This window comes from Pseudomonas hefeiensis (assembly GCF_030687835.1).
GTDB lineage: Bacteria > Pseudomonadota > Gammaproteobacteria > Pseudomonadales > Pseudomonadaceae > Aquipseudomonas > Aquipseudomonas hefeiensis.
In genome coordinates this window covers 1,194,421-1,217,280 of sequence record NZ_CP117449.1, presented here as the reverse complement: position 1 = coordinate 1,217,280, position 22,860 = coordinate 1,194,421, and the positions used below count along the sequence as shown (strand labels likewise).

Sequence of the window (22,860 nt, the reverse complement as noted above, 5' to 3'; positions counted from 1 at the left end):
GACGCCACCTGTGTTGCAGGTTTCGGCGGTCTGACTTCTTGATACTCCAAAACACATGACAGGAAAAAGCACTTTGACGCTTTTTTGAAGTTTATTTTTCAGAGTGACGAATAACCCTTGGCGTTGCGCCGTTGCGCCGTTAAAGTCGGAAGTCCGGTCGTCATGAAAGTGCGCCGTTTTTTCCTCCTCCCCCCGTGTTTCCGGGCCTTTGGCCAAATCAGCGAAACGCGGCCCGACAATCTTCCCAGCCGATCCCGCTTTGCGCCGTTTGCGTAATGAGCCAGGGTAGCGCCGTTTTCACTGCATCCTGCTTGACGTTGAAATTGATCACGCCGTGGCGCCACAACAGCATCAGGGTCAGTGTGCGCTGGGCGCTTTGCTCGGGTTTGAGCCGGCCGGCGCTGTCCTGGGGATCGATATCCCAGAGCGCCACTTGCAGGCCCTGGTTGCGAAAAAATGCGCCGGCATCGCCACGCCGCTGGCCCTGGGGCGGGCGGAACAGCGGCGCGTAGTTTTCCGGCAGCTTGCCCTTGACCAGATCGACGCTGCGCCGTACCGAGTCCTGCCAGTCCTGCCAATGGCTGTGGGAGCGGAACTCCCAACCCTGGACACCCACGCATTGCCTCGAATACAAGGCCTGGAGGTTGTTGACCGAGCGCTCTGCGAGCCGCGCCTGGATGTCCTTGCCCAGCACGAAGAAGGTGCCGTTCATATTGGACTTGCGCAGGTACTCAGCCAGCCATGGGGTATTGTCCGGGGTGATGTTGGCAGCGCTGTCGAAGGTCAGCAGAAACAGCCGGTCGTTCAGATCATCACCGTTGCGCTCGTAATCACCGAAACGCGCGATTTCGCTGCTGGTTTGCGGAAACAGCGCGGCCTTGCGCAGCAGTTCGTCCAGGTATTGGGTGTGGAAGATCCGGCTCGGCTCGGCCCACTTGATGTAATAGGAGTTTTCATCGAGCGAGAGCCTGCCCGCCTCTTCGCGCAGGGTCGCCAGGTCTTCCACCAGAAAACAGAACGAAGCATCCTGGTCGCAACTTTGCTGGGCGAAGTTGTAGCTGCTCAGCAGTCGCTGCCACAACCGCGCGCGCAGTGTGTCGATCGCCGCCATGTTGATTGTGCGCAGCCCCAGGTGTTGTTTGAGGGCGATTTCGTCCATGGCATCGGTGTCCAGCAAGACCCGGGCAAACATCAGGATCTCGGCTCGCGAGGCCACGTCGAACAGCGTCGGGCTGGAGAGCTGCTCTGGCCAGGTGCTGCGGTCCAGCGTGGCGATGTCGCTGGGCGCGGCAGTGGCCGCGAAACTCAGGAGCCAGGCCGACAATAGAAGAGCGATACGCAAAAGGGATGTCTCCATAACGAAACCCGCGCCGCATCATAGCCGATCCTGGCGTAATACCCTTGTGGTCAGAGGACTTTGTGGGAGCAAGGCTTGCCCACGATAGCAGCGACGCGCTCCTTCAGAAATCGAGTTGCCGCTATCGCGAGTAAGCTTTGCTCGCGCGCGCCCTCGCCACAAATGCCCGTCAATACTCGCCCATCCATCACCTATCACCCCAATAGCTGGAGTCCACCCGGACAACCCCCTAGAATCGCCGCACCTTTGAAGGAGACGATTGCATGCTGATGGTGATTTCCCCCGCCAAGACCCTCGATTACGAAACTGCGCCGGCCACTGAGCGTTTTACCCAGCCGCAATACCTGGATCATTCCCAGGAATTGATCGAGCAATTGCGCGAACTCTCTCCGGCACAGATCAGCGAATTGATGCACGTTTCCGACAAGATCGGCGGCCTCAATGCCGCACGGTTCGGCAGTTGGACCCCGGCGTTCACCCCGGCCAATGCCAAACAGGCTCTGCTGGCCTTCAAGGGTGATGTGTACACCGGTCTTGATGCGCAAAGCTTTGCCGAAGCCGATTTCGACTATGCCCAGGAGCACCTGCGCATGCTCTCCGGGCTTTATGGCTTGCTGCGCCCATTGGACCTGATGCAACCCTATCGCCTGGAGATGGGCACGAAGCTGGCCAATGCCCGGGGCAAGGACCTTTATGCGTTCTGGGGCACCCGGATCAGTGAGTGGCTGAACGAAGCGCTGGCCGACCAGGGCGACGACATACTGTTGAACCTGGCCTCCAATGAATACTTCTCAGCGGTCAAACGCAGCGCCCTCAAGGCGCGCGTCATTGATACCGAGTTCAAGGACCTGAAGAACGGCCAGTACAAAATCATCAGTTTCTACGCCAAGAAAGCCCGCGGCCTGATGAGTCGCTTCGTGATTCAGGAACGCATCAACGACCCGGCTGCGCTCAAACAGTTCGATGTCCAGGGCTACCGTTTCAGTGCATCACAGTCGAGCCCGGACAAGCTGGTTTTCCTGCGAGACCATGCCCCCGAATAAAGCACAACTTCCATTGCCCCCTGATTGGGGGCCTTGATCAAACCCGAACGCGTCATCTAACTTCCCCACCCTCTTCGTCAGTTCCATGACGCCAATAAATCGACCCTCCCCTGCGCTAACTTTTGTTTCACTCGACACACGTCAGTTTTTTGCGTAGTGGCACCAGATTTTTTATTGGGTAGTGGCACAAAAACATCTACCCCGCTTAACTCCCCGTTAATAAAGGTCAATCGAGCAAGTGCCATCATGATGAGGTCAGTGCCATCTTTCATAATATTTCGAAAAATTTCGAAAATGGCGATGAGCGGATCGGAACTATGTCCAAATGCACGGCTCATACCACCCGTAACGATTCTCGCCGTGGTTGTACGAGATAACTTACGCGGGACGTCGATCGAAGTAATCAAGTTGTCACGACAACTTAGCGAAACGGTCGTCTCATTGGATCCACCCTATAAGGACGGGAGATAACGCACCATTAGTATCCCCTACAAGGCCAAGGCTGCGCCCCTATAACGTGCTCACCCGAGCACACAAGCTTCTGATTTTGTGGGCTTTTTGCCAGGGATCAGAGGTGAAAGACCTTTGCACGAGCGTTCCCGAAAACGAGGACTGGCTGCATAACAGGGCAGGTCATAACAACTAGGCCACATTGCGCACAACTTGAGTGCACTTATTTAGACACTCGGAACTTAGTATGCCTGCACACGGCATTGTGGCGCCTGCATTCCACACTTCCGAGTGCACTATGACCGCTGAACACTATTAACTCCGGCCATTTAGTGGCGTGAAAAACAGAGGTAAATGCGATGCGCATTAGCATATTTGGTTTGGGTTACGTCGGTGCAGTATGTGCCGGTTGCCTGTCTGCACGGGGCCATGATGTCGTTGGCGTAGATGTCGCCAAAGACAAAATCGACATGATCAACGCCGGTAAATCGCCGATCGTTGAACCCGGTCTTGGCGAGCTGTTGGCGCAAGGTATTGAAACAGGTCGCCTGCGCGGCACCACCAACTTCGCCGAAGCAATTCGGGATACTGACCTGTCGATGATTTGCGTCGGTACACCGAGTAAAAAGAACGGCGATCTGGAACTGAACTACATCGAAGCGGTGTGCCGCGAGATCGGTTTTGTCCTGCGTGACAAGACCACCCGCCACACCATCGTGGTTCGCAGCACCGTACTGCCAGGCACCGTGGCAAATGTGGTCATCCCGATTCTGGAAGACTGCTCCGGCAAGAAAGCCGGTGTCGATTTCGGCGTCGCGGTCAACCCTGAGTTCCTGCGTGAAAGCACCGCGATCAAGGACTACGACCTGCCTCCGATGACCGTCATTGGCGAGTTCGATAAAGCCTCGGGTGACGTTCTGCAATCGCTGTACGAAGAGCTCGATGCGCCGATCATCCGCAAGGACATCGCTGTCGCCGAGATGATCAAGTACACCTGCAACGTCTGGCACGCCACCAAGGTGACCTTCGCCAACGAGATCGGCAACATCGCCAAGGCTGTCGGCGTCGATGGCCGTGAAGTGATGGATGTGGTCTGCCAGGACAAGACCCTGAACCTGTCCCAGTACTACATGCGCCCAGGCTTCGCTTTCGGTGGTTCGTGCCTGCCCAAGGACGTTCGCGCCCTGACCTACCGCGCCAGTTCCCTGGACGTGGAAGCGCCGCTGCTCAACTCGCTGATGCGCAGCAACGAATCCCAAGTGCAGAACGCCTTCGACATCGTTTCCAGCCACGACAAGCGCAAAGTCGCCCTGCTGGGCCTGAGCTTCAAGGCCGGCACCGATGACCTGCGTGAAAGCCCGCTGGTTGAGCTGGCGGAAATGCTGATCGGCAAGGGCTTCGACCTGAAAATCTACGACAGCAACGTCGAATACGCCCGCGTCCACGGTGCGAACAAGGATTACATCGAGTCGAAGATCCCTCACGTCTCGTCCTTGCTCAACTCCGACTTCGACTCGGTGATCGACAGCTCCGACATCATCATCCTGGGCAACCGCGACGAGAAGTTCCGAGCGCTGACCGAGAACGTACCGGAAGGCAAGCAGGTCATCGACCTGGTTGGCTTCATGTCCAAGGCCACCAACCCGAGTGGCCGGACCGAAGGCATCTGCTGGTAAGTCTGTTTGCCGGCCGGGGCAAGGCCCCGGCCGGCCTTTCGCCTGCCTTAACCCATCGGGCCGCCCACAAGGCCCGCCCGAGATAGAGACGGATGCAGATTATGCACAGGCTAAAGCACGGCCTGCTTCAGGCCGCCGGTTGGCTGTTTTACTTGAGTTTATTGATGGGCATCGCCATGGCGTTGCCCACGTCCACGTTCGACTCCGAATCCAAGGATTTCATTTTCCTGATCGGCGCCGTGGGCATCTGGCGTTACTCCATGGGAGCGACGCATTTCGTGCGCGGCATGATCTTTCTGTACATCGTCTACCCGCATCTGCGCCGCAAGGTACGCAAGCTGGGCAAGGCCGCGGATCCGTCCCACGTGTACCTGATGGTCACCAGCTTCCGGATCGACGCGCTGACCACCGCCCAGGTCTACAGCTCGGTAATCCGCGAAGCCATCGACTGCGGGCTGCCGACCACTGTGGTCTGCTCCATCGTGGAAATGTCCGACGAACTGCTGGTCAAGAGCCTTTGGGCCCGCATGAACCCGCCAGAGCACGTCAAGCTGGACTTCGTGCGCATTCCTGGTACCGGCAAACGTGACGGCCTGGCCTTCGGTTTCCGCGCCATCTCTCGCCACTTGCCGGACGACCGTGCCGTGGTCGCCGTGATTGATGGCGATACCGTGCTCGCCGAAGGCGTGGTGCGCAAGACCGTGCCGTGGTTCCAGCTGTTCGGTAACGTCGGCGGCCTGACCACCAACGAGTTCTGCGAAGTGCGCGGCGGCTACATCATGAGCGAATGGCACAAACTGCGTTTCGCCCAGCGCCACATCAACATGTGCTCCATGGCCCTGTCCAAGCGCGTGCTGACCATGACCGGCCGCATGTCGGTGTTCCGCGCCACCGTGGTCACCAACCCGGACTTCATCGCTGACGTGGAAAGCGATTCGCTGCAACACTGGCGCCTGGGCCGCTTCAAGTTTCTCACCGGCGACGACAAGTCGAGCTGGTTCAGCCTGATGCGCCTGGGCTACGACACGTTCTACGTACCTGATGCTGCGATCAATACCGTCGAGCACCCGCCGGAAAAAAGCTTCATCAAGGCCAGTCGCAAGCTGATGTTCCGCTGGTATGGCAACAACCTGCGGCAGAACTCCCGGGCACTGGGCCTGGGCATGAAGCGTCTGGGCCTGTTCACCTCGGTGGTGCTGTTCGACCAGCGTGTGTCGATGTGGACTTCCCTGCTGGGCCTGACCGTGGCGCTGATCGCCAGCTTCAAGTACGGCACCGCGTTCATCCTGGTGTACCTGCTGTGGATCGGCATCACCCGGTTGCTCTTGACCCTGTTGCTGTCGTGCTCCGGACACCGGATCGGTCCGGCCTACCCGGCGATTCTCTATTACAACCAGATCGTTGGCGCGCTGGTGAAGATCTACGTGTTCTTCCGCCTCGACCAACAGTCCTGGACTCGCCAGCCCACTCATCTGACCCGTGATCTCGCCAGCTTTCAACGTTGGTTCAACACTTGGTCGTCTCGGACCATGACCTTCTCCGCCGGCAGCGTTTTCGTTGCCGTGCTGCTGATGATGGTCTGACCGAACTCGCCTGAATTAACTAGGAAATCGCCCCTATGAACACCGCCGTGAATGTCAACGTAGTGCATGAATCCGAAGCCCAGCGCCAACACGCCCGAGTGAAAATCCCGGCCAAATTGCGTTTCTTCGGTCCCGACCGTACACCCATGGAAGTCAAGGTCCTGGACCTGTCCGCCGGAGGCCTGTGCTTCAACGCCGGCCAGATGCCGCTCAAGGTGGGCGAAGCGTACAAGGGTCGCCTGCAATTCGTGATCGACAACCTTGGCCTGGCCATGGACGTTGAACTGCAGGTTCGCTCCTACGACCGCCAGACCGGTCGTACCGGTTGCCAGTTCCAGAATCTGGAGCCTCGGGACATCTCGACGCTGCGTCACATCATCACCTCGCACCTGGCCGGCGACATCGTTGGCGTCGGTGATGTGCTGGCGACCTTGCAACGCGACAACTTCACCAAGGCGCGCAAGCAGAAGGATGACAACGGTGGCATGACCGCCCTGGGCCGCCTGCGGGCCGTGACTTTCAGCCTGGCGATTTTTATCGTCGGCCTGGCGGCGTTCGGCTTCATCTTCAAGTCGGTGTACGGCATGTACTTCGTCAGCCACGCCCAGGCGGGCCTGGTGAATGTAACCGGCATGTCCATCACCATGCCGCGCGACGGCACCGTGCAGAGCCTGGTCCAGGCCGACGGCGTGGCCGCCAAAGGTGCCCCGCTGGCCACCTTCAGCACCAGCATGCTCGATGTGCTCAAGGGCCATCTGGACGACAACCAGCTGCAACCGGCCAAGGTCGAGGAACTGTTCGGCAAGCAAATGACCGGCACCCTGACCTCGCCGTGCGACTGCATCGTGGCCCAGCAAGTGGTGTCCGACGGTCAGTACGCCAGCAAGGGTGACGTGATCTTCCAACTGGTACCGCGTAACAGCGAAGCCAACGTCGAGGCTCGCTTCTCCTATCGCCAGTTCGGCGATGTGCGCCCAGGCACCCCGGTCAGCTTCCAGGTCGCCGGCGAAGATGCCATCCGTACCGGCAAGATCGTCAGCAGCACCAGCCTGAAAAGTGCCGACCTGTCCTCTGATATCCGTGTACTGATCCAGCCTGACGAACCCCTGGACAGCTCGCTGGCTGGCCGGCCGGTAGAAGTCACCAGCGACCGAGGCCCGAACCTGAACTGGCTGATCGACAAAGCCATGGCCGTCGGTATTTAAGTCGAGGATATGCCCGTGATCACTCCACAAAACAACAATGCACCGCATTCCCTGTGGGAGCGAGCCTGCTCGCGATGGGATCGACGCGGTCTGTCTGGTACACCGAGCGGCCTGCATCGCGAGCAGGCTCGCTCCCACACACGTGCATTCTGTGCGCTGGCGCTGGCCGTGAGCCTGGCCGGCTGTGCCGGCCTGCCCGACCAGCGCTTGGCCAACGAAGCCCTCAAGCGCGGTGACACGACGCTGGCGCAGCAGAACTATCAGCAACTGGCCAACCTGGGTTACAGCGAAGCCCAGGTCGGCCTGGCCGATATTCAGGTCAACAGCCGCGATCCCGAGCAGATGAAAAAAGCCGAGGCGACTTACCGCGCCGCGGCCGATATTTCGCCGCGCGCTCAGGCTCGCCTGGGTCGCCTGCTGGTGGCCAAGCCCGGCTCCACCGAAGCTGAAAAACACGAAGCCGAAGGGTTGCTGAAGAAAGCCTTTGCCAACGGCCAAGGCAACACCTTGATCCCGCTGGCGATGCTGTACCTGCAATACCCTCAAAGTTTTCCGAACGTGAACGCTCAGCAGCAGATCAACCAATGGCGCAGTGCCGGCTACCCGGAAGCGGGCCTGGCGCAGATTCTGCTCTATCGCACCCAGGGCACCTACGACCAGCATCTGGATGAAGTGGAAAAAGTCTGCAAGGCCGCGTTGGCCACCACCGACATCTGCTACGTCGAACTGGCCACGGTCTATCAGAAACGCGGCCAGCCAGAACAGCAGGCCGAGTTGCTCAAGCACATGCAGGCCGGTCACCAGAGTGGCACCGTGTCTGCCCAGCGCGTGGACAGCGTCGCCCGCGTCCTGGCCGATGCGAGCCTGGGCAAGACCGACGAAAAAACCGCCCAGTCGTTGCTCGAAGACATCGCCCCCGGCTATCCCGCTGCCTGGGTCAGCCTGGCGCAGATTCTCTATGATTTCCCCGAGCTGGGTGACGTCGACAAGATGATGCAGTACCTGGAAAACGGCCGCGCCGCCGATCAGCCGCGTGCCGATCTGTTGCTGGGCAAGCTGTACTACGAAGGCAAATGGGTGCCGGCTGACGCCAAGGTCGCCGAAGCGCATTTCCAGAAAGCCGTTGGCCGCGAAGTGGCCGCCGATTACTACCTCGGCCAGATCTATCGCCGCGGTTACCTGGGCCAGGTGTACTCGCAAAAAGCCCTGGACCATCTGCTCAAGGCCGCCCGCAACGGCCAGAACAGCGCGGACTTCGCCATTGCCCAGTTGTTCTCCCAAGGCAAGGGCACCAAGCCCGACCCGGTCAATGCCTATGTGTTCAGTCAATTGGCCAAGGTCCAGAACACCCCGCAAGCCATCGAGCTTGCCCAGACCCTCGAGACCCAATTACCGCCGAACCAGCTTGCACAAGCCCAGCGCCTGCTGCAACAAGAGCAGGCCATTCGCGGCGCCATGAGCCCCGATACGCTGGAACTGCAAGCCCTAAAAGAAGATGACGGCGAGGAACCTCTATGAAGCCTTTGAAGCTCAATCCTTTTGTGCAGGCCGGCATTGGCCTGACGTTCGCCCTGCTGTGGTCGTGTCCGACCCTGGCGGCCCTGACCGATGACCAGAACTTCGGCCTCGACGTAAAAATCACCGGCCAGTCCGAAGACGATCGAGACCTGGGCACCCAGCGTGGGGGCGACGTCAACGGTGTCGGTCTGGACCTGCGTCCATGGATCTACGGTGAGCGCGGTGCCTGGAGCGCTTACGCCATGGCCCAGGCCGTGACGTCAACCGACACCATCGAGACCGACACCCTGCAGCAGTCCGATGACACGACCGCGCAAACCGACAGCGGTGATCGCGAAGTCAAGAAGAACTACCTGGCCATGCGCGAATTCTGGATTGGCTATCGGGGCCTGACCCCTTACCCGGGCGAGCAGTTGAAGTTCGGTCGCCAACGCCTGCGCAACGAAGACGGCCAATGGCGCGACACCAATATCGAAGCCTTGAACTGGACCTTCGACACCACCTTGTTACGGGCCAACCTGGGTGTCGCCGAGCGTTTCAGCGAATACCGCACCGACCTCAAGGAACTGGCGCCTGACGACAAGGATCGCCTGCACGTCTACGGCGACGTGGGCTACCAGTGGATGCCAGGCCAGTGGGCCGGGATCCGTGCCCACCACACCCACGACAATGGCAGCCTCGACTACCCGACTCCAGGCGAAGCCACCGACTCCCTGGACAAGACCCAGAACGGTGACCTGTCCTGGCTGGGCCTGGAGGCCAACAGTGACGCCTACAACTGGCGGAATACCAACACCGTCAACTACTGGGCCAGCCTGACCGGCATGACTGGCGATCGCGACACCGTCAACCCGCTCAACGCTGACGGCACGCGCCCCACGCAACTCAAGCGCAGTGACGACGTCGATGGCTGGGCCACCGACCTGGGCATCCGTCTGCGCCTGGATCCGCAGTGGCAAGTCGGTGCGGCCTATGCCCGCGCCAGCGAGGACTACGAACAGAACGGTCTGCAAAGCAACCGCGCCAACTACACCGGTACCCGTTCGCGCGTCCACCGTTTTGGTGAAGCCTTCCGGGGCGAAATGGCCAACACCCAGAGCGCCAGCCTGTTCGGTTCCTGGCAGTTGCGCGACGAGTACGACGCAAGCCTGGTGTACCACAAGTTCTGGCGCGTGGACGGCAACAAGCCTGTGGGCAGTAACGGCATCAACGCGGTGGAAAACAACACCGACGATGTAACCGGCGCGATCCTGTCCACCTCGTCCCTGCCACTGCGCGACGGTAACAAGGACCTGGGCCAGGAAGTCGACCTTGTGGTCACCAAGTACTTCAAGCAAGGCCTGCTGCCGGCCGCGCTGAGCCAGTCCATCGACGAACCGTCGGCGCTGGTGCGCTTTCGTGGCGGCGTGTTCAAGCCAGGCGACGCCTACGGCAAAGAGGTCGATTCATACATGCATCGCGCCTTTGTCGACGTGATCTGGCGCTTCTGATGCGAATGACCATGGGAGTGCCCGATATGAACCGCTACCTCAGGAACAGCCAGGCGATGAAAGGTTCGATCAGCCTGTTGGCCGCAGCGATGCTGCTGGCCGGCTCGTCGGCGTTCGCCAACGTTGAACCGGTGGTCAAGCCGGGCAACGTGGTCAAGGAACTGCAGCAGGCCAAGACCTACACCGTCAGCAGCGCGCCGACCGCTCCGCTGGAACTGGCTGCGCCGACCCTGCCCGACCTCACAGGCTTCACCGCCGAAGCGGCCGCGGCCAAGATCGTGCGCAGCAAGGCCGGCAAGGTCAGCGTGCGCCGGATGATGCAGGAAAACGCCTTGAAGGACTTCATCGGCGGCGACAACAAGATGGCCGAGTGGGTGGTGCGCCAGCACGGCATCCCACAGGCCATCTTCATCGACGATGGCTACATGAACCTCAAGGACCTGGCCAAGAAAGTGCCCAAGCAATACCTCAAGGAAACCTCGCCCGGTGTGTTCCTGGCCAGGATTCCCATTGTGGTGGGTGAAAAAGGCATCCTGGAAATCGACAAGCAGACCCAGGAACTGCGCCTGTCCCAAGAGGGCGGCTCCTTCCTGGTCAACGATGGAAAGATGTTCATCCGCGACACCAAAGTCACCGGCTGGCGCGAAAAGGACAATGGCCCCGCCACGTTCCGTTCGGCCAACGAATTCCGTCCGTTCCTGCTGTCCTGGGGCGGCACCGAGACTTACATCGTCAATACCAAAATGGCCAGCTTCGGCTACGCCAACAGTAAGTCGTACGGGGTGAGTATTTCCCAGTACACGCCCAACATGGCCAAGGTCCTCAAGCGCCCGGAACCGACCGGCTGGATCATCGATTCCGAGTTCTCGGACATGTGGTACGGCTTCTACTGCTACGAAACCAACGACTTTGTAGTCAAGGGCAACACCTACAAGGACAACATCGTCTACGGCATTGACCCCCACGACCGTTCCCATCGTCTGATCATCGCCGACAACACCGTCTACGGGACCAAGAAAAAGCACGGGATCATTATTTCCCGTGAGGTCAACGACAGCTTCATTTTCAACAACCGCAGCTACGACAACAAACTCTCGGGCCTGGTGATCGACCGTAACAGCGTGAACAACGTGATCGCCTACAACGAGATCTACAAGAACCACACCGACGGCATCACGCTTTACGAGAGTGGTGACAACCTGTTGTGGGGCAACAAAGTGATCAGCAACCGGCGCCACGGCATCCGGATTCGTAACAGCGTGAACATCCGCCTTTACGAAAACGTGTCCATGGCCAACGGCCTGACCGGTCTTTACGGCCACATCAAGGATCTGTCCGACACGGACCGGGACATCAAGCTCGACCCGTTCGACGCCCAGGTCTCGCTGATCGTGGTCGGTGGCGAACTGGCTGCCAACGGCAGCGGCCCATTGTCCATTGACTCACCGTTGAGCGTTGAGCTGTACCGGGTGTCCATGCTCGCGCCGACCAAATCCAGCGGCATCAGCTTCTCGGGGATCCTGGGCGAGCGCCAGGATGAAATTCTCGACCTGCTGGTGCGCCAGCAGAAAGCCGTGCTGATCGACCCTGTCGAACGCCAGACTGAATTGCGGGACTGAGGATGACCTTTATGAACCCACAGATGATCAAACTTTTGGGCCTGTCCGCCCTGACTGCCGGCATTCTCGCCGCCACAAGCGGCGCGCGCGCCGATGAAATCACAGCGCCTGTGTTTACTGCCGAACCGTGCTGCAACCTGTGCCCTGCCGCCCATGACGCGAAGAACTACACCACGCGCTATCAGCAGAACTTCACCACACTGGTACAGGCCCAGGGCGATTGGCTGTTCCGTACCCAGGAAGACCTGCGTACCGAATTCAATACCACCCCGGCCGGCTACAAGCGCATGCAGCAGTTGCACGACGCGTTCAAGAAAAAAGGCGTTGAGCTGGTGCTCGTTTATCAACCGACCCGGGGCCTGGTGAACCGCAATAAACTCAACCCCCAGGAAAAGGCCAGTTACGACTTCGACAAGGCCCTGACCAACTACAAGACCATGCTCGGGCGTTTCGCGCAGATGGGCTATGTGGTGCCGGACCTGTCGCCGCTGACCAACGAAAGCCTGCCTGACACCCTGCCGGCCCACGATTTCTACTTCCGTGGCGACCAGCACTGGACGCCGTACGGCGCCCAGCGCACGGCGAAGATCGTGGCTGAGAAGGTCAAGCAGATCCCGGCCTTTGCCGACATTCCCAAGCGTGAGTTCGAGACCAAGAAGTCCGGCCGCATGGGCAAGACCGGCACCCTGCACAACATGGCCGGCCAACTGTGCGGCACCAGCTATGCGGTCCAGTACATGGACCAGTTCACCACCGAGCCTAAAGGCGAAGCCGGCGATGGCGACCTGTTCGGCGACTCCAGTGATCCGCAGATCACCCTCGTCGGCACCAGTCACAGCGGCAAGAACTACAACTTCGCCGGCTTCCTTCAAGAAGCCATCGGCGCCGACATCCTCAACGTCGCCTTCCCCGGCGGCGGTCTGGAAGGCGCGATGATCCAGTACCTGGGCAGCGAAGAATTCCAGAAGAGCCCGCCGAAAATCCTGATCTGGGAATTCTCGCCGCTGTATCGCCTGGACCAGGAAACCATCTACCGCCAGATGATGGCGTTGCTGGACAACAACGGTTGCGAAGGCAAGCCCGCGCTGATGAGCAGCAAGACTGCCCTCAAGCCCGGCAAGAACGAATTGATGGTCAACAGCAAGAACATGGACCTGCGTAACGGCAGCCACCAGATCGATATCCGCTTCGCCGATACGTCGGTGAAAACCTTACAAGCCACCCTCTGGTACATGAATGGGCGCCACGAGGATATCAAGATCGAAAAACCGGACACTTCCGAAACCGACGGACGTTTCGCCTTCCAATTGCGCACTGACGAGGACTGGGCTTCCCAGAACCTGCTGGCTGTAGAAGTCCAGGGACCTGAAGCCGGTGCCGAGCCACAGCAAATCGAAGCGAAAGTCTGCAAACGCAACGCATCTCCGCAAGCCGGGCAACAAACGGCTCAAATCGGACAATGAGGTCTCGTCTCATGACCAGAACCATGCGCACCCGAACGTTGAAAACGCTGCTGGCGCCGTCCCTGCTGACCCTGGCGATATTCGCCGGAGCGACGCAGGCCGCGGCCCCGCTACGCCCGCCCCAGGGTTACTTCGCACCGATTGAAAAATTCAAGACGGGCAGCTCTGACGAGCGCTGTGAGGCGGTACCGACGCCCTACACCGGCGCCCTGCAATTTCGCAGCAAGTACGAGGGCTCCGACAAGGCCCGCGCAACGCTGAACGTGAAATCGGAAAAGGCCTTCCGCGATGCTACTTCCGACATCACCCGGATCGAGCGCGGCGTCAGCAAGCAAGTGATGCAATTCATGCGCGACGGCCGCCCCGAGCAGCTCGAATGCACCCTGAACTGGCTGACCGCCTGGGCCAAGTCCGATGCGCTGATGTCCAAGGACTTCAACCACACCGGCAAGTCCATGCGCAAATGGGCCCTGGGCAGCATGGCTTCGGCCTATGTACGCCTGAAGTTCTCCGAGTCTCGCCCACTGGCCAATCATCAGGAACAGGCACAACTGATCGAAGGCTGGTTCAGCAAGATGGCCGATCAGGTGGTCAGCGACTGGGACAATCTGCCGCTGAAAAAAATCAACAACCACTCCTACTGGGCCGCCTGGTCGGTGATGGCCACCTCCGTGGCGACCAACCGTCGCGACCTGTTCGACTGGGCCGTCAAGGAATACAAGGTCGGCGTTAACCAGGTCGACGCCGAGGGCTTCTTGCCCAACGAACTCAAGCGCAAGCAACGGGCCCTGTCCTACCACAACTATGCCCTGCCGCCACTGGCGATGATCGCCAGTTTCGCCCAGGTCAACGGCGTGGACCTGCGCCAGGAAAACAACGGCGCCCTCAAGCGTCTGGGCGATCAGGTGCTGGCCGGGGTGAAAGACCCGGAGATATTCGAAGACAAGAACGGCGATGAACAGGACATGAAGGATCTGAAAGTCGATTCCAAGTTCGCCTGGCTCGAACCGTTCTGCAGCCTCTACACCTGCCCCGAGGATGTGCTGGAACGCAAGCATGAAATGCAACCGTTCAAGACGTTCCGCCTCGGCGGGGACTTGACCAAGGTGTACGACCCGTCATGGGAAAAAGGCGAAAAAGGTAGCTGATGCCCTATCTCCTGCCTGGCAGGGGACCTGTGGGAACAAGGCTTGCCCGCGATAGCCATGACGCGGGGGGCACTGAATGAACTGCGTCATCGTTCATCGCGGGCAAGCCTTGCTCCCACAGTAATCACGGCGTCTGAAAGGTAATGAACCCCCCGGTTTTCATGGGGGGGTTTGGGGGGGCTCTGGCCCTTGACTGTTGATTCAACATGGAGAGATCGGGATGGTATTTTCATCCAATGTGTTCCTGTTCCTGTTCCTGCCGATCTTTCTCGGCTTGTACTACTTGAGCGGGCAACGCTATCGCAACCTGCTGTTATTGCTGGCCAGCTATGTGTTCTATGCCTGGTGGCGCGTGGACTTCCTGGCGCTGTTCGCCGGCGTCACCCTGTGGAACTACTGGATCGGCCTGAAAGTCGGCGCCGCCGGCGTGCGTACCAAACCGGCCCAGCGCTGGCTGTTGCTCGGTGTGGGCGTGGACCTGTGCATCCTGGGCTACTTCAAGTACGCCAACTTCGGTGTGGACAGCCTCAACGCGATCATCAGCGGCTTCGGTCTCAATCCGTTCATCCTGACCCACGTGCTGTTGCCGATCGGGATCTCGTTCTACATTTTCGAGTCCATCAGCTACATCATCGACGTTTATCGCGGTGATACGCCGGCGACCCACAACCTGATCGACTTCGCAGCGTTCGTGGCGATCTTCCCGCACCTGATCGCCGGCCCCGTGTTGCGTTTCCGCGACCTGGCTGATCAGTTCAACAACCGCACCCACACCCTGGACAAGTTCTCCGAGGGCTGCACGCGCTTCATGCAGGGTTTCATCAAGAAAGTGTTCATCGCCGACACCCTGGCGGTGGTGGCCGATCATTGCTTTGCCCTGGATAACCCGACCACGGGCGATGCCTGGCTCGGTGCCCTGGCCTACACCGCGCAACTGTACTTCGACTTCTCCGGCTACAGCGACATGGCTATCGGCCTGGGCTTGATGATGGGTTTCCGTTTCATGGAAAACTTCAAGCAGCCCTACATCAGCCAGTCGATTACCGAGTTCTGGCGACGCTGGCACATCAGCCTGTCGACCTGGCTGCGCGATTACCTCTACATCACCCTGGGCGGCAATCGCAAAGGCACGCTGATGACCTATCGCAACCTGTTCCTGACCATGCTGCTCGGTGGTCTGTGGCACGGCGCGAACATCACCTACGTGATCTGGGGTGCCTGGCACGGTATGTGGCTGGCCATCGAAAAAGCGGTGGGCATCAACACCATGCCACGCAGCATCAATCCGATCCGCTGGGCACTGACGTTCCTGCTGGTGGTGATGGGCTGGGTAATCTTCCGTGCCGAGAACCTGCACGTGGCCGGCCGCATGTATGGCGCCATGTTCAGCTTCGGCGACTGGTCGCTGTCGGAACTGACCCGTGCCAACCTCACCGGCCTGCAAATCGCCACGCTGGTGGTGGCCTACGCCACCCTCGCCTTCTTCGGCCTGCGCGATCTCTACACCAATCGTCCACCGGTCAAGACCAAACCTGAAGTGAACACCGAGGCCGATGGCCCGGCCACCGCACAACCGGGACTGATCAAGGCCGTACCGGGCGATAACCCGTCGAGCATTCATCAACCGGGCTACACCGTGGGCGTCGAAGCGCAGGTGCAACCGGCGTACTGGGTCGCTGACTGGCCGCGCTACGTGATGCGCACCCTGGTGCTGGTGCTGTTCATCGCTTCGATTCTCAAACTCTCGGCGCAAAGCTTCTCGCCGTTCCTTTACTTCCAGTTCTGAGGGATCTGAACATGACCCGCTCATTACGCATCTTCTACATCGCACTGTTCCTGCTGACCTTGACGGTCCTGGGCCTGTGGTCGGTGCGCAGCTTCTTCGGCTTCAGCACCAACCCCGACGCGACCGTGCTCAACGGTCGCTGGACCAAAGCCGTCGAGACCCACTACGACGAGGAGTTCCCGATCAAGCGCCTGGGCACCAACATCTGGGCGGCACTGGACTACAAGCTGTTCAACGAGGGTCGCAAAGGCGTGGTCCTGGGCCGCGATCAGTGGCTGTACAGCGACGAAGAGTTCAACCCGATCGTCAACGAAGAGCAGAACCTGCAAGGCAACTACGCGCTGGTCGAAGGCGTGCGCCAGAAGCTCAAGGAACAGGGCATCACCCTGGTGATGGCGATCGTGCCTGCCAAGGTGCGCCTCTACCCGGAACACTTGGGTGAAGTGAAGCCGTCCAGCATTCACGCCAACCTCTATCAGGATTTCCACGCCCGTGTGGCGGCGGACAAGATCCTGGCCCCTGACCTGCTCGGCCCGATGCAACAGGCCAAGCAAAGCGGCCAGCAAGTGTTCCTGCGCACCGACACCCACTGGACCCCGGAAGGCGCACAGGTCGCCGCCGAGAAGCTGGCCAAGACGATTGCCGAGCGCACGCCACTTCACGGCGAGCCACAACGCTTCGTGACAACGCCAGCGGAAAAAGTCATTCACAAGGGCGACCTGCGTCAGTTCCTGCCCCTGGACCCGTTGTTCGAAAACCTGATGCCAGCCCAGGAGCCGCTGGCCAAACGTACCACCCGCGAAGCCGACGACCAGCCGGCCAGCGATGACGCGCTGTTTGCCGATGCCCAAGTGCCCGTGGCGTTGATCGGCACCAGCTACAGCGCCAACCCCAACTGGAACTTCGTCGGTGCCCTCAAGCAGGCCCTGCACAGCGACGTCGTGAACTATGCCGAAGACGGCCATGGCCCGATTCTGCCGATGCTCAGCTACCTCAAGAGCGACGCCTTCAAGAACAGCCCGCCACAGGTGCTGATCTGGGAGTTTCCTGAACGTTATCTGCCTGTGAACAACGAAATCGGTGACGCCGACCCGCAGTGGGTCGCAGAACTCAAACAAGCCGGCGCGCGTCAACAAAACGTAGCTGCCAACACCCCATCCGAGACGCCCGACCGGGCGCAAAACTGAAAGAGAGGTCCACCATGACTTTCACTACAACTCCTCGCCGTCTCGCCGCTCGCTCCCTCAAGGCCGTTGCCCTGGTTGCCAGCATGAGCGCCCTTTCACTGTCCGCCTTTGCCGGTGACGCGGCCCTGTACGGCCCGGTTGCGCCAAAAGGCTCGAGCTTCGTGCGGATCTACAACGCCAGCAACGCCGAAGTCAGCGCCACCGTCGGCAGCACCAACCTCAGCGACGTAGCACCACTGGCCAGCAGCGACTTCAGCTTCATGCCCGGCGGCGACTACAGCGCCAAGGTCGGCAGCCAGACCGTCCCGGTCAAACTGGCCCCCGATCACTATTACACCCTGGTCAACAATGCCAGCGGCCAGCCTCAGTTGATCGAAGAACCACCGTTCAAGAACAAGCAGAAGTCCCTGGTACGCGTGCAGAACCTCAGCGACAAGGCACTGACCCTCAAGACCGCCGATGGCAAGACCGAAGTGGTCAAGACCGTGGCGGCCAAGGGCCGTGGCGAACGTGAAATCAACCCGGTGAAAGTGAGCCTGGCGCTGTTCGACGGCGACAAGAAAGTCGGCGACCTCAAGCCCGTGGCCCTGGAACGCGGCGAAGCAGCCGTGCTGTACGTCACCGGCTCCGGCAGCAGCCTGTCGCCAGTGTGGGTAAAACGCCCGGTGTCGACCCGCTGATCAATTCACCTGATTGACGTTGCCCCCCCTGTGGGAGCGGGCTTGCTCGCGAATACGGTCTCACATTCAACATTGATGTTGGCTGAACCACCGCTTTTCGCGAGCAAGCCCGCCCCCACCCTGAATCGGGGTGTCATTCGGGTACGGAACAACAACAAGAGAGTGAAACGACAGAACGCAGTAGCTCTAAAAACCATTTCGATTTGTAGGAGTAACAAACATGATTCCGGTGATCTTGTCAGGTGGTAGCGGCTCACGTCTTTGGCCGCTTTCGCGCAAGCAATTCCCTAAACAGTTCCTGGCCCTGACCGGCGAACACACTTTGTTCCAACAGACCCTCGAACGCCTGGTGTTCGAAGGCATGGACACCCCGATCGTGGTCTGCAACAAAGACCACCGGTTCATCGTCAACGAACAGTTGAGCAACCGCAATCTGGAAGCCCAGCGCATCCTGATGGAACCGTTCGGACGCAACACCGCACCCGCCGTGGCGCTGACCGCCATGATGCTGGTCAATGAAGGTCGCGACGAGCTGATGCTGGTCCTGCCGGCCGACCACGTGCTGGAAGACCAGAAAGCCCTGCAACGCGCGTTGGCGCTGGCCACCGTGGCCGCCGAGCGTGGCGAAATGGTGCTGTTCGGCGTACCGGCCACCAAACCGGAAACCGGTTATGGCTACATCAAGTCGACCAACGATGCGCTGCTGCCTGAAGGGGTGAGCCGGGTTTCGCACTTCGTCGAAAAACCCGACGTCAAGCGCGCCACCGAGTTCGTCGAAGCCGGCGGTTACTTCTGGAACAGCGGCATGTTCCTGTTCCGCGCCAGCCGTTTCCTCGAAGAGCTGAAAAAACACGACCCGGATATCTATGACACTTGCCTGCTGACGCTGGAGCGCAGCGAACAGACGGCCGACACCATCACCTTTGACGAAGCCACTTTCGCTTGCTGCCCGGACAACTCCATCGACTATGCGGTGATGGAAAAGACCCAGCGCGCCTGCGTGGTGCCGCTGTCGGCCGGCTGGAGCGATGTCGGCTGCTGGTCGTCGCTGTGGGAAGTCAACCCCAAGGACGTCAACGGCAACGTCACCAAGGGCGACGTCGTCGTCCAGGACAGCCGCAACTGCATGATCCACGGCAACGGCAAGCTGGTGTCGGTGATCGGCCTGGACAACATCGTGGTGGTCGAAACCAAGGACGCCATGATGATCGCCCACAAGGACAAGGTCCAAGGCGTGAAACAAATGGTCAACACCCTCAACGCCCAGGGTCGTACCGAAACCCAGAACCACTGCGAGGTCTATCGTCCATGGGGTTCCTATGACTCGGTGGACATGGGCGGTCGCTTCCAGGTCAAGCACATCTCGGTCAAGCCGGGCGCGTGCCTGTCGCTGCAGATGCACCACCACCGTGCCGAACACTGGATCGTGGTCAGCGGCACCGCCGAAGTGACCTGCGACGAGAACGTGTTCCTGCTCTGCGAAAACCAGTCGACCTACATCCCGATTGCCTCGGTTCATCGCCTGCGCAACCCGGGCAAGATCCCGCTGGAAATCATCGAAGTGCAGTCCGGTAGCTATCTGGGCGAAGACGACATCGAGCGCTTCGAAGACATCTACGGTCGCTCTACCCCGATCGAACGCGGCGTCTCGGTGAAAACCATCGCCCAATAACGATCAGCCGTACAAGAAGCCCCCGTCCAGCCCACTGCGTCCCCTATCCGCAGTGGGTTGGGTGGGGGCTTTTTTACATCAATGAAACGCTTCCCAAGTGCTGCTTCCCCTTTTTCTGAAAGAAACTATATAAGCGCTCGGGATCGGCGTGATGAATGTGACCTCCACCGTCATGGGAGGAATCATCGCAACGAATTCCGATTGATCAAGAGTGGCATCACTCATTAACAAACGAGCGTCCAGCCGTCCTTTTGGGGTGAACGTGAAAGTTGAATTAAGTCCCAACGTTTGATCGTCAACGCTCCGCTCCTTCAATCCTGGAATCTCCATTCGGTAAAGATAGTTCCGAGTATCACCGTACCCTCCCGAATCTTCATCCATCCCAGTAGATACATAACCCGCGACCGGACTTCTTACGTGTTCATTGGCCAGGGTGTTAAATTTTTTCGTTACCAAAGCGTCTCTGAACTCCCGCTTGATTGCTGCTCCTCTATTGTCCCTGGGGAAAAAACCACCCGCTTTATGTATTTCCGTCGGCGAACGATCATCCCCTCGCATGACTACAACTTTCCCCTTAGTGAGCGTCAGTGAATGTGAACCAACGGACATCTTCCCCTCGGCATGGACCGGATTCGCTCCTGAGGACATATCCGGCACGGGCGCAGCAGGTGTATTTTTTACGAGAGAGGGGATAGCTCTCGAGGCTGCCTGGTTCACGGATACTTGTTGGAGCTGGTTTGTAATTTGTCTTAAGGGTGAGGTGTTCCAAAGCGCAACCGGGGCCGGCAAGGTCCGCGTGCCTAACGCCCCCGGTAGCTGGGTTGCCACGGAGGACTCGAACGACTCCCTGAGCCTGGAAACACTCAACTTATTTTTGTCACCCTTTTGAGGCGCAAGTCCATTTGCATCAAATAGCACTGTTGGATTATTCCTGACCATTCGATATAGATTTAACCCATCCACCGCCCCGGCCGGATCAGGATTGATCCAACGCTGCAGCCACGGCGCGTAATACCTGAAACCGTAGTAATAAAGCCCCGTCGCGTCCCGCTCCTTGCCTGAGTAACGAACCGTTTTGTAACTGACTTCGGTCTCATCCAGATACGCGGTCTCGCCGAAGGGGTAGAAGCTCTCCCGGCTGATGATTCGCCCGTCCTGTGCAAGCTCCAGACCGATCGAGCCCAAGTGATCGGTAAAACTGTATCGATAGAGGTCGTTTCCCCCTGAAGGCGGTGTGCTTTCCCAGTGCAATACCCGAACACTGTTGAGCCCTCCCTGAGCCGTAATGACCTGCAGCACCTCCCCGGTACCGGTGTCGGTGCGCAGTTCCAAGGTAGGCAAATAGTGCACTTCGGCGACCAGCGTGCGCGCACCGGTGTGAAGCGTACGGCGTTTGCGCACGCGCAGACCGTTGCCATCGCAGACATAAACCTCACTGTCATCGATCCCCAAGGCGCGTTCGATCGGTGTGACCGAACTCAACTGGTTGCGCAGGTCCCAGGCCAGGAACCGTCCCACGTCCAACTCCAGGCAATTACCCCGCGCGTCGAACGCGGCGGCGATTTCTTCCTCTGTCGGCGGGACGCCGCTGCGGTAAGGCAAGCAGCGATTGCTGTAGCGGGCCGTTTTCATCCGACGGCCATGGTCTTGGACACCGACGTGGATCAGCTCCAGCAGATTGCCGCACTCATCGTAGCGGTAGGTCTGCCGGTAGTTGCTGACCGCCGCCGGGTCGACGCGGCCGACGGACTCCGGTCCCTGGTTGGCAGCGCCCGCCTCCCACCCGGTGGCTTCGGTCACCTGATAGAGACTGTCGTACCTGAAGCGGCTGGCGGGCTCGACACGCTGGTTGGCGAAGTAGCGCACCGGCAGGGCCTTGTCCTCGATGCTCAACACGTTACCCATGGGGTCATAGGTGTAGAACAGGTCTTGCAGCACCTGGTCGGTGCGTCTGGCATGCCGTTCCATCAACCGGCCATCATCGGGACTGTATTTAAGTGTGGTCTGCACGCCGTTACCAGCCGTTTCCTGCTCTATTTGCCCCTCGGCGTTGTACCGGATATCTCTGACCAGCGGCTGCCAAGCGTCCTGCCCGTTTAATAACAAGTGATTTTCACGCAACCGGCCATCGCGGGTCAGTCTCTGGCGTTGTCGATTGCCCCTGGCATCGATCTGCTCCAGCACGTCGTCGTGGGGGCCAAGGCACCAGGTCGAGCGGGCTCCCTCGCCGGGCTCAAGCAGTGTTTCGCGATCGGCTTCGGGCTCCGGCCAGTCAGGGACGACGGCGTCAAGGACGAAGCGACGGCTCTGGACAAGGTTCTGAGCAGTGAGGGAAAACGATTCCAGCAACACGCTACCCGCCGGGTCATCGTGGCGGATCAACTGCCGGTACTGATTGTGGTCGCCACTGCCCTGCCCCGGATAACCATACTTCAGACGCTCGACACATCGGCGCGGTTGCCCGGCGCCCTGTTCGAGCACCACCACGGGACGGAGCAAGTCGTCGTAGACCACCTCGCGCTGCGTCCCTCGGCCGTCCCACGCCCGCAAGCCCTCACCGGCGAGCCCTGGTAGATCGATCTGCATGCCCGCATCGACGCTATCGGTACGCAGCGTGGCAGCGGATAGCGAATAAACCGTCGAAAGGTTGGCCGGTGCCAACTGATCGTCTTGTTGTAAGAACCACAATCGAGGATCCCACTGTTTTGCCAAACGACCGGCGACATCGAAAAGATTGCGAGTGATGCGCTCTTGCGTCGGTCCACGCTCGATGCTGCGGCAATAGTCGACGGAACGGACCGCCAAGCTGCGCGAGTCGAAGGCCGTGAGCCTCGGGGTTTTGTGATCCATGCCCATCGATCCGGCCTCTTGGTCTTAGCGCCACTGGATATCTAACAAGAGGAAACACCGTTGCCTACTGTCAGATATGACAGTGACGACCAGCGGAGAGGTAGTCGCGATACAGATGAGCAGACATGTTTTT

General features: G+C 59.6%; 16 protein-coding genes. 13 read left to right on the top strand and 3 right to left on the bottom strand.

Going from position 1 to position 22,860, the window contains the following annotated elements:
- Positions 1-217: 217 nt before the first annotated feature.
- Positions 218-1,342 carry a polysaccharide deacetylase family protein gene (locus PSH57_RS05240; protein WP_305388186.1) on the bottom strand — a complete coding sequence of 375 codons (1,125 nt, stop codon included), beginning with the start codon at positions 1,340-1,342 and terminating at the stop codon, positions 218-220.
- A 278-nt stretch (positions 1,343-1,620) separates the two neighbouring features.
- On the opposite strand from PSH57_RS05240, the gene yaaA reads away from it, so the two are divergent.
- On the top strand, positions 1,621-2,400 hold the full coding sequence (gene yaaA / locus PSH57_RS05235) for a peroxide stress protein YaaA (protein WP_305388185.1): 780 nt from the start codon (positions 1,621-1,623) through the stop codon (positions 2,398-2,400).
- A 77-nt stretch (positions 2,401-2,477) separates the two neighbouring features.
- Here the strand turns inward: yaaA and PSH57_RS05230 are convergent, their stop codons facing one another.
- Positions 2,478-2,738: a hypothetical protein gene (locus PSH57_RS05230; protein WP_305388182.1), complete on the bottom strand. Its 261-nt coding sequence runs from the start codon at positions 2,736-2,738 to the stop codon at positions 2,478-2,480.
- 471 nt (positions 2,739-3,209) lie between these two features.
- Between PSH57_RS05230 and PSH57_RS05225 the strand changes: the two genes are divergently transcribed.
- The 12 genes from PSH57_RS05225 to PSH57_RS05170 all read left to right on the top strand — a co-directional run bounded on the left by PSH57_RS05225 (position 3,210) and on the right by PSH57_RS05170 (position 19,877).
- Positions 3,210-4,526, top strand: a complete 1,317-nt coding sequence (locus PSH57_RS05225; protein ID WP_305388181.1) for a nucleotide sugar dehydrogenase — start codon at positions 3,210-3,212, stop codon at positions 4,524-4,526.
- Positions 4,527-4,627: 101 nt separating this feature from the next.
- On the top strand, positions 4,628-6,109 hold the full coding sequence (alg8, locus tag PSH57_RS05220) for a mannuronan synthase (RefSeq protein ID WP_371913912.1): 1,482 nt from the start codon (positions 4,628-4,630) through the stop codon (positions 6,107-6,109).
- Between the two features lie 35 nt (positions 6,110-6,144).
- Positions 6,145-7,314 carry an alginate biosynthesis protein Alg44 gene (locus tag PSH57_RS05215; RefSeq protein ID WP_305388180.1) on the top strand — a complete coding sequence of 390 codons (1,170 nt, stop codon included), beginning with the start codon at positions 6,145-6,147 and terminating at the stop codon, positions 7,312-7,314.
- Between the two features lie 15 nt (positions 7,315-7,329).
- The gene (gene algK / locus PSH57_RS05210; protein ID WP_422766072.1) at positions 7,330-8,832 is read left to right on the top strand and encodes an alginate biosynthesis TPR repeat lipoprotein AlgK; all 1,503 of its coding nucleotides are present in this window, start codon (positions 7,330-7,332) and stop codon (positions 8,830-8,832) included.
- Between the two features lie 5 nt (positions 8,833-8,837).
- Entirely contained in the window at positions 8,838-10,322 is a 1,485-nt protein-coding gene (locus PSH57_RS05205; protein ID WP_305390298.1) for an alginate export family protein, read from the top strand.
- A gap of 26 nt (positions 10,323-10,348) precedes the next feature.
- Positions 10,349-11,941, top strand: coding sequence for a mannuronan 5-epimerase AlgG (gene algG / locus PSH57_RS05200; RefSeq protein WP_305388177.1), 1,593 nt, complete (start codon positions 10,349-10,351; stop codon positions 11,939-11,941).
- Between the two features lie 11 nt (positions 11,942-11,952).
- The gene (locus PSH57_RS05195; protein ID WP_305388176.1) at positions 11,953-13,404 is read left to right on the top strand and encodes an alginate O-acetyltransferase; all 1,452 of its coding nucleotides are present in this window, start codon (positions 11,953-11,955) and stop codon (positions 13,402-13,404) included.
- 23 nt (positions 13,405-13,427) lie between these two features.
- Positions 13,428-14,552 (top strand): mannuronate-specific alginate lyase, encoded by a 1,125-nt coding sequence (locus PSH57_RS05190; RefSeq protein WP_305390297.1) that lies wholly within the window; start codon positions 13,428-13,430, stop codon positions 14,550-14,552.
- 220 nt (positions 14,553-14,772) lie between these two features.
- Positions 14,773-16,338, top strand: coding sequence for an MBOAT family O-acyltransferase (locus PSH57_RS05185; RefSeq protein ID WP_256230616.1), 1,566 nt, complete (start codon positions 14,773-14,775; stop codon positions 16,336-16,338).
- A gap of 11 nt (positions 16,339-16,349) precedes the next feature.
- Complete coding sequence (locus tag PSH57_RS05180; protein ID WP_305388174.1) at positions 16,350-17,525, top strand: alginate O-acetyltransferase; 1,176 nt, start codon at positions 16,350-16,352, stop codon at positions 17,523-17,525.
- 14 nt (positions 17,526-17,539) lie between these two features.
- Entirely contained in the window at positions 17,540-18,205 is a 666-nt protein-coding gene (locus PSH57_RS05175) for an alginate O-acetyltransferase AlgF (RefSeq protein ID WP_305388172.1), read from the top strand.
- A gap of 220 nt (positions 18,206-18,425) precedes the next feature.
- Entirely contained in the window at positions 18,426-19,877 is a 1,452-nt protein-coding gene (locus tag PSH57_RS05170; RefSeq protein ID WP_305388171.1) for a mannose-1-phosphate guanylyltransferase/mannose-6-phosphate isomerase, read from the top strand.
- Positions 19,878-19,955: 78 nt separating this feature from the next.
- Here PSH57_RS05170 and PSH57_RS05165 read toward each other — a convergent pair whose 3' ends face one another.
- The gene (locus PSH57_RS05165; protein ID WP_305388169.1) at positions 19,956-22,733 is read right to left on the bottom strand and encodes an RHS repeat domain-containing protein; all 2,778 of its coding nucleotides are present in this window, start codon (positions 22,731-22,733) and stop codon (positions 19,956-19,958) included.
- Between the last annotated feature and the right edge of the window lie 127 nt (positions 22,734-22,860).

Excerpts from the sequence above, each read along its gene's own strand:
- yaaA (WP_305388185.1), top strand. The coding sequence starts at position 1,621 with ATGCTGATGGTGATTTCCCCCGCCAAGACCCTCGATTACGAAACTGCG.
- PSH57_RS05230 (WP_305388182.1), bottom strand. The coding sequence starts at position 2,738 with ATGAGCCGTGCATTTGGACATAGTTCCGATCCGCTCATCGCCATTTTC.
- PSH57_RS05225 (WP_305388181.1), top strand. The coding sequence starts at position 3,210 with ATGCGCATTAGCATATTTGGTTTGGGTTACGTCGGTGCAGTATGTGCC.
- alg8 (WP_371913912.1), top strand. The coding sequence starts at position 4,628 with ATGCACAGGCTAAAGCACGGCCTGCTTCAGGCCGCCGGTTGGCTGTTT.
- PSH57_RS05215 (WP_305388180.1), top strand. The coding sequence starts at position 6,145 with ATGAACACCGCCGTGAATGTCAACGTAGTGCATGAATCCGAAGCCCAG.
- algG (WP_305388177.1), top strand. The coding sequence starts at position 10,349 with ATGAACCGCTACCTCAGGAACAGCCAGGCGATGAAAGGTTCGATCAGC.
- PSH57_RS05195 (WP_305388176.1), top strand. The coding sequence starts at position 11,953 with ATGAACCCACAGATGATCAAACTTTTGGGCCTGTCCGCCCTGACTGCC.
- PSH57_RS05190 (WP_305390297.1), top strand. The coding sequence starts at position 13,428 with ATGCGCACCCGAACGTTGAAAACGCTGCTGGCGCCGTCCCTGCTGACC.
- PSH57_RS05185 (WP_256230616.1), top strand. The coding sequence starts at position 14,773 with ATGGTATTTTCATCCAATGTGTTCCTGTTCCTGTTCCTGCCGATCTTT.
- PSH57_RS05180 (WP_305388174.1), top strand. The coding sequence starts at position 16,350 with ATGACCCGCTCATTACGCATCTTCTACATCGCACTGTTCCTGCTGACC.
- PSH57_RS05175 (WP_305388172.1), top strand. The coding sequence starts at position 17,540 with ATGACTTTCACTACAACTCCTCGCCGTCTCGCCGCTCGCTCCCTCAAG.
- PSH57_RS05170 (WP_305388171.1), top strand. The coding sequence starts at position 18,426 with ATGATTCCGGTGATCTTGTCAGGTGGTAGCGGCTCACGTCTTTGGCCG.
- PSH57_RS05165 (WP_305388169.1), bottom strand. The coding sequence starts at position 22,733 with ATGGGCATGGATCACAAAACCCCGAGGCTCACGGCCTTCGACTCGCGC.